We start from the raw sequence: 7,332 nt of genomic DNA on the forward strand, positions 1-7,332 counted from the left end.
GCCTGTGGCCGCGCCAGCCGCTGAAACAATTCGTCTTCATTCGATGCCGTGAGCAGCCGGGCGAGACGTTCCATCCGGTCGCTCCGGATAAAATGCCTCGCGCTCGCAGAGAGTGGCAGTTTGCCGATGACATCGTCGCGTCCGGCGCGTGCGAAAAAACCTGCCCCTGCCGCCAAGGTTCGGCGCAGTTGTCGGGGCAGGCGCAGGTGTCGTTTCAACCGCTCCGCCATGAAGTGGCGGCCGTATCCTGCGAAGCATTCGTCACCGCCGTCGCCCGACAGCGCTACGGTGACGTGCTGACGGGCGAGCCTGGCAACGAGCAAGGTCGGTATCTGCGATTCATCGGCGAAGGGTTCATCCCAGACCTGCGGCAACTCGGGAATGACGTCACGTGCGGCGCTGGGCGAGAGGTGAAGTTCGGAGTGGTCGGTGCCCAGATGACGGGCAACGGCCGCTGCGTATGGAGCTTCATCAAAGCCGCCCTCTGCGAACGAGATCGTGAAACTGCGAACCGGCTTGCAGGATTGAGCCTGCATCAGGGCGATCACGGCTGAGCTGTCGATCCCGCCCGACAGGAAGCCACCCAGAGGGACGTCGGCCATCATGCGTTCCCGCACGGCCAGCCGAAGCCGGTTGTCCAGTTCGTCAACCAGATCTTCGTCGGTGCCGGTAGCGGGGTTCCGTCGCCCATCGGCTGCAACGTCAGCCAGTGACCACCAGCGGTGAACGCGTTGCGAAAGACGGTCCGCGCTGCGGTCTTCGGCACAATTCGCCGCGGTGACGGAAAGGACGGAACCAGGCGGCAGTTTGAACACGCCTCGCCAGATACAGAGATGGTCCGGCACCCATCCCGTTGAAAGCATTGCCGCCGCGGCATCAAGATCAAGGTCGGGAGAGAAGCCCGGAAAGGTGTTGATCGCCTTCAGCTCAGAGGCGAAGACCAATGCGTCTCGGGTCGAAGCAACATAGAGGGGCTTTTTGCCCATCCTGTCACGGGCCAGATAAAGGCTTCTTGTCTTCAGATCCCACAATGCGAACACGAACATTCCGGCAAAGCGTTTGAGGGCGGTTTCAAGCCCCCAATGCTCGATTGCGCTGAGCATCACTTCGGTGTCGCTGGCGCCTTGAAAGGTTTGGCCCGCACCCTCAAGTTCGCGACGTAAATCGCGAAAATTGTATATCTCACCGTTGAAGGTGATCACGTATCGGCCGCTGGCAGAATGCATCGGCTGGTGCCCGGCGGCTGACAGGTCGACAATTGCCAATCGCCTGTGGCCCAATGCGATTCCAGCCTCGCGATCGGCCCAGAGCCCTTCGCCATCCGGGCCCCGGTGACGCAGCGATGCGGTCATCCGCCCGATCGCTTGGAGCGGCTTTATGTCTGTGGCATCGGAAGCCAATAGAATTCCGGCGATCCCACACATTTAGGGCACCCTGGGCTCGGCAAGTTGCCGCCGAAGTGCGGTCGGATTTCCGGCAACGAGGCAGAAAGCCAGCGAAAACCACACGATCGGATGGCGGATGATCAGGTGAGGCATGCTGAAGATTATCGTCGACGCACCGAGCACCAGCAGCGCGTCGAATCCCGCTCGCCAGGCAAGCGACATTGCGGCTCCCACGATCCAGACCAATGCCATCACCGCAAGCAATCCGCCCTGCAGGTAAAGGTCAAGAACGGTATTATGGGCCTCGAAAGGTCGCTGCAGAAATTGACGGTCGGCGACGGGCGGGCGCTCGAGGTGAGGCCCAGGGCCCAATCCCAGCGACCCGGATTTCAACCCCGTTTCCACCGCGTCCTGCCACAGATAGAGCCGGAGTTCGAACGTTTCGAGTGTCGCTTCCCCACCCTGGTCCTTGGTAAGGCTCTTGGCAAAATGGGCGACGCTGGCCTCTTCGGTGAGCGCGTAGGGCGTCATCGCCAGCGCTAAAGGCAAGGAACCCGCCAACAGCACAATTGCTGCCAAGCGGGGCAGGCTGGCGCGACCGCTTGTTGCGATCCATGCACGAAGCCGCAATCCGAGAAAGACGAGGCAGCTCAGGATACTGGTGTAGAGATAGGTGTCGCTCTTCGTCAGCCGGCCGACATAAAAGGTCAGGATCAGGCTGGAGAATGCGAGCAAACGGCGCCATGGGTTGCGGGTGGTCGTGGCAAGGTGCAAAGCCAGGGGGCCAAAAAGCGCGCAATAGAGCGCAAGTTGGTTCGGGTTCTCGGACCAGCCCCGGAATCTGTCCCAGAACCAGGGGTCGACGCCGGGCTGGTGGGCTACCCCAAATGCCAATCCCAGCTGAATTACGAAGCTTCCATTGGCGATGGCGATCACCCACCAGGCACTGCGGCGAAGGTGACGATCGGCGTCGGGCTCCGCGGCCGCCAGGCATGTGAAGCCGGCCAGCAGCATGTAGGCCATCAGGTCATGTACCAGCCCGGTCAAGTAAAGGACGGTGGTCAGGTAGCCGACGATCGTGCCGATTCCCAAAGCCAGCGACAAGATCAGCCAGAAGCTCGCCAGTTGGACAAAAGCGGGTGTGACCTGGAGACGACCCCCGGCGAATATTCGTCCAATCGCCAGAACGATCCAGATCGCGATGAACAATTCGCCATAGCCGAGCGGCAATCCCGGAACGGCCAGTTGCGTCGCGTAGGACATCGCAACTCCCAGGGCGAGCAAGGCGTCCCGGATCATTGACGTGCTCCGCCCCGGTGATCTGCGAGGCTGCCCTCAAGCGCGACAGCAGGGAGCGGTCGCGGAAGCCCCGCGCGGAGTGTGTTTTCGTACAGGTCGCAGTACTGATCGACCACCAACGGCAGGGCAAATCGCTCCCGCACAAGTTCAGCGGAACGGACGCCCATTGCCTTTGCCCCAGCGCGGTCGGACAGCAAGTCTATTGTTCGCGAGGCAAGGGCATCGGCGTCATGCGGTGCAACCAGGTAGCCATTCCACCCGTCTTCGACGACGTCTCTGCAGCCTGGCATCCTGGAAGCCACGATTGGCAGTCCCGAAAGCCCCGCTTCCAGCAACACACGCGGTACTCCTTCGCGATACTGGGTGGGAAAGGCGAATACATCGGCCATGCCGAGGAGATCAGCGACATCGCGTCGTGGACCCAAGGCCAGCACATGAGATGCGTGCCGGTCGATCTCGGACTTGTCGATTGCGAATGAGCCTTCGGATTCTCGCGGGCCGACAAGCACAAATCGTGCTGCTGGTCTTTCGGCCACGACGCGAGGAACCGCCTCGAGGAGGGTTCCCACACCCTTCTGACGGGTCAAGCGGCCGACAAAGATCACCACTTCGGCGGACTGGAGGCCGAGTTCCCTACGCATCTTCGTTGCCGAGGACCCGAGATGGCGCACCGTTGCGAACGCATCGACATCGATTCCGGAACTGCGTATCAGTCGCGAGCTTCCGCGACCGGTCAGCCGAAAGCGCTCGAAGAACAGTTGGTCATCACGATTTTGGAAAACGGTCGCCGCCGTCCACGAAGACGCGAGCCATTGCAGCGCGCAATAGACCGGACGCAGGGCCAAAGCGCGAGGCGCCAGAGATGAGAACGTCCAGCCCAGCCCGTTGATGGTGCGAATAACCGGAACTGTTCCCCGCATGGAAAGGGGCGTCAACAGATTTGGCTTGGTGTCGAAACTCTGGATGATGTCGGGCCGAAGCTCCCGCATCAATCGGCGCATCGTTCCGAGAGCACGCCATTCCCCGCCGCCAGATGCAAACCGGTCGAAGGAGAACCTGTGATGCGAAATGTCATGCCTTAAAAACGGTACGGGAGAACCGCTCGAGACCGCCGTAACGCGAAAGCCTTTCTCTCGCAGCGCGATGAGGAAGGGAACTCTCAAGGCGTGATCCTCGCCTCCCACGCAGACCAGATGTGGGTTCATCTGCCTCTCCCCAGCGCACACGGCGGGCAATCGAGTAACTGACGCTCTCGATGCTGCCACGGCCCGGTTTCATCACCTATGAGCGCATCCCGCCCGAGTGCACGCTATGGGGAGGCCGGGTTCCTGTCCTCGTCCGTTTGAATGACACCATGATGTTTGGAAAGGGGTAGGACCAGTGAGGCGAGATTCCCTCGCGGTGGGGGAGCGCTAATGTCCCTCCTGTCTTGCCGACGCAGTCTCACCGGGACGCCCCCACGGCATTGCCTGAAGTGGGTACGATGAGTGGCTGGAGTAAGGCGTGGCGGACCTGAACTCCGCGGCTCGCTGATGGGCGCGAAGTTCGGACGCTCGGCCCAAACGACTGTCGGCGAGGCACCAAGACCTCGCCGACCTTTAAGGCATTCGTCGCTGGAGCGTCAGGTGACCAGGAAAGACGATGCGGTAATCGACAGATGCGGAGAGAGGCTCGCGAAATGGATCTGGTTTGCGCCTCCGACGCCGTCGCTGTCGAAAGAAAGAGCTCCGGTCGAACTGTTGTAGATAATGTGATCGGAACTGTCATGCGCCGCTTTGCCGGCAAAGAAAGCGTCCGACGAGAGGCCCCCCTGATCGAGACCGGCAAAGATGGAATGGTCGAGGTGGATCTTGTCCTGGGCTTTGTTGAAATCAGTGATCCTGTCGACGTTTCCAGCGCCAAGGGCGGTACTGAACACGAAGGCATCTCTGCCCCCGTGCCCGGTCAACGTATCGGCTCCGCCGCCACCGTCGATCTTGTTGTTACCGGCATTGCCTTGAATGGTCTGTCCGAATTCGTTGCCGGTCAGATTGATGGCGGCCTTGCCGGACGTCTTGGTGGTTGCGAGTTGCTCGATGTGCGAGCCAGCCGAAAGAGCGAAGCTCACCGAGGCAAGAACCTTGTCGAGGCCGCTTCCTCCCTGCTCCACCACCTTGTCGTGGGCATTGTCGACGTAATAGGTGTCATTGCCGCCATAGCCGGTCATCTTGTCGGCGCCACCGCCGCCATTGATCTTGTTGGCACCGCCATTTCCATAGATGGCTTGACCGAATTCGTTGCCGGTCAGGTTAATGGACGCCCTGCCACCGGAATTGGCGGTGGAGAGCTGCTCGACATGTGATCCCGCCGTAAGAGCGTAACTCACCGAGGCCGCGACCTTGTCGAAGCCCCCGTTTGGCGCTTCCATGACCTTGTCATGAGCATTGTTGACGAGATATTTGTCATTGCCCCCGGTTGCGTGGAAAACGTCTGCGCCGCGCGTGCCATGGAAGACATGATCGCTGCCCGACGGGGCCGGCCCGGTGGGAGCAGGGGTGCCGACGTGAGTAGGAGGTGTGGTCGGTGTGCCGACCGGATCACTGACCGGGGGCGTGACAGGATCACTAACCGGGGGCGAGACCGGGGCATGGGTGCCCTCGAGATTGTGCTGGAGGAAAAAGGCTTTCAGTTCCAAGGCGCTTTCAAGCGCGGTGTCGCCATTCTGCGTTCCCCATTTATAGGTATAGTCAAAGGCCGGCGACGGAACCAGTGCGGCCCAACGATCAATCATGGCCTGCTCCTGGGCAGCGGTGGGCATGACAAACTTGCCGCCAGCGCTGGTTTCCCAGTTGCCACCACCGAACGCCTGGTAAAGCGGGACGATCTTGTCAATCGGGATGCCCGCTTCACCGGCAGCCGCAACCATCTTGTCGATATGGGTGTAGTCGGGAGCCGAAGTGTTGTTGATGGGGTAATAGCCGATACCGTAGAAATCGATGCCCGTATTCGCCGGATTGTAAGCGGCGTGGGCCGGGTCGTTCGGGTTCATGTAGCTCGGGGAGCCATCCGTGCCCAAGTTCATCATCGTGATGAAGGTCTTGGCGCCGGGAACATGAGAATGAATCCAGTCGGATTCCGCCTTTAGATTTGCAGCGGTTGCGTAGCTGCCCCACTTGCCTGTCGGATCAGGCTCGTCGCTAAGGTAAAACCCGAACACATTTGGATTACCTATGAAGGGAGTGACTTTATCAATGAAAGACGAAGTTACTCCGTCGTGCTCACCGAGATAAACCAAGCCTTTCATGCCATCCGGCAAGGCATTGACTTGCGAAACGTACTGAACATCAGCCAGATTGAATCCGGCGGTTGCGATCTCGGCGGCTGATCCACCGGACGCGTAGTGGAGTGTCATCCAAAAATCCTTTGGTTGATTCGGTTATGCCCCACGTCTGCTTAGTTGACGGCGCATATTAGGCCCAAATCAAATACGACACCCGCTGGATAGAATCTTTGATCGCCGACAGGATTGCTGCACAGCAGGAGATGTTCCGCTTCGGGTCAACCGAAGTCTTTTAAAACAGTGCCGCAACAACAACATAAGCCCCTCTCATCCGGCTCATTGTTGAGCCGCGTGATTGGGAAATATCCGCCTTTCCCGACCGGGTTATCCCCAACTAGGGGAAAGCCAATTGGGGTGCCTCGGCACATGAACCGAGGCTTGCGCTGACGCCCTCGCGGCTCACCCGCCAACTTGACGGTCGAAAGATCGTGCCGCTTGCGGCGTGAAGCGGCCACCTATCGCTGCTTTAGGAGCACTTTCTGCTTTGATCCTATTTAAAAAATCGATGGCCCAACTCTCGTTTGAAATATGATCCGACCCAGCGCATGGAGAAAAAGTCATCTCTCCAAAATATATGTCACCGTTAATGCTGTACAAATCGACCCTGACAAACTCAACATCCCTAGATATCGTTTCCGCGATCTCGATCATTTTTTCGAGATTTTCCGGCCTTTCTACGTTTTCTGGTAGGTCATAACCATACATGACATCAATCTGCTTAAAATCCGGAAGAGAAAAGACAGCCCTTTTATGATCAACAAATCTACCGACGTCGACCTGAAGATAAATTGCCTTGCCGCGAACGCAAAAGAATTTGTAGTCACTTAATTCACCACCAGTAGAAATGTTGTCTTCGACAATTAATTTCTTTTCCATTTTATAATATTGTGTCTCTCGTCCGATATTAAAGTACGACCTCTTAGAGAAATTTAAGAATTCCTCTAGAGTTTTCCTATTGAGCGGTTTGTCGAGGAATATAATTTTTCCAGAGGAATGGGTCGGCTTCATCACGAAATGACGTCCGAGGAAAGGCTGGATCCAAAGTAAAATGTCATCTGCCGTCGTATTTCTATCTATCTTGAATACAGAGATCGTCTTTGGGATTTTAAGGCCTGCGATTCCACTAGCTATGTACTTAGCATAATGCTTATCAACGCAAATCTTCTCCAGGTATCCCCATCTATTTCGTATCATTCTGTCAAATATAAAATCATTTATCGTAGCCGATTGACTGGAAACCCGTCTTGGGAACCTGTTGTTCCCGTTAAAGAATCCCGCTGCTGCTATGGGGTAGTTCAGCACGTAGAAATTCGGGGTTATCAAGCTGAC

5 protein-coding genes are annotated in these 7,332 nt (G+C 57.8%); all 5 read right to left on the reverse strand.

Features of this window, described 5'->3' with window-relative positions:
- The coding region (gene asnB / locus EN969_RS09760; RefSeq protein ID WP_127419092.1) for an asparagine synthase (glutamine-hydrolyzing) at positions 1–1,424 on the reverse strand (1,424 nt) is incomplete at its 3' end.
- The gene (locus tag EN969_RS09765; RefSeq protein ID WP_063167494.1) at positions 1,425–2,684 is read right to left on the reverse strand and encodes an O-antigen ligase family protein; all 1,260 of its coding nucleotides are present in this window, start codon (positions 2,682–2,684) and stop codon (positions 1,425–1,427) included. It abuts the gene before it with no gap.
- Positions 2,681–3,889 (reverse strand): glycosyltransferase family 4 protein, encoded by a 1,209-nt coding sequence (locus tag EN969_RS09770; RefSeq protein ID WP_063167495.1) that lies wholly within the window; start codon positions 3,887–3,889, stop codon positions 2,681–2,683. Before EN969_RS09770 ends, EN969_RS09765 begins: the two co-directional genes overlap by 4 nt.
- A gap of 416 nt (positions 3,890–4,305) precedes the next feature.
- Positions 4,306–6,075 (reverse strand): calcium-binding protein, encoded by a 1,770-nt coding sequence (locus tag EN969_RS09775; RefSeq protein WP_127419093.1) that lies wholly within the window; start codon positions 6,073–6,075, stop codon positions 4,306–4,308.
- Between the two features lie 327 nt (positions 6,076–6,402).
- On the reverse strand, positions 6,403–7,332 hold a 930-nt coding region (locus EN969_RS09780; RefSeq protein ID WP_206525143.1), incomplete at its 5' end, for an ATP-grasp fold amidoligase family protein.

Source organism: Mesorhizobium sp. M7A.F.Ca.CA.003.01.2.1, assembly GCF_003998945.1.
In the GTDB taxonomy this organism is placed as follows: Bacteria; Pseudomonadota; Alphaproteobacteria; order Rhizobiales; family Rhizobiaceae; genus Mesorhizobium; species Mesorhizobium ciceri.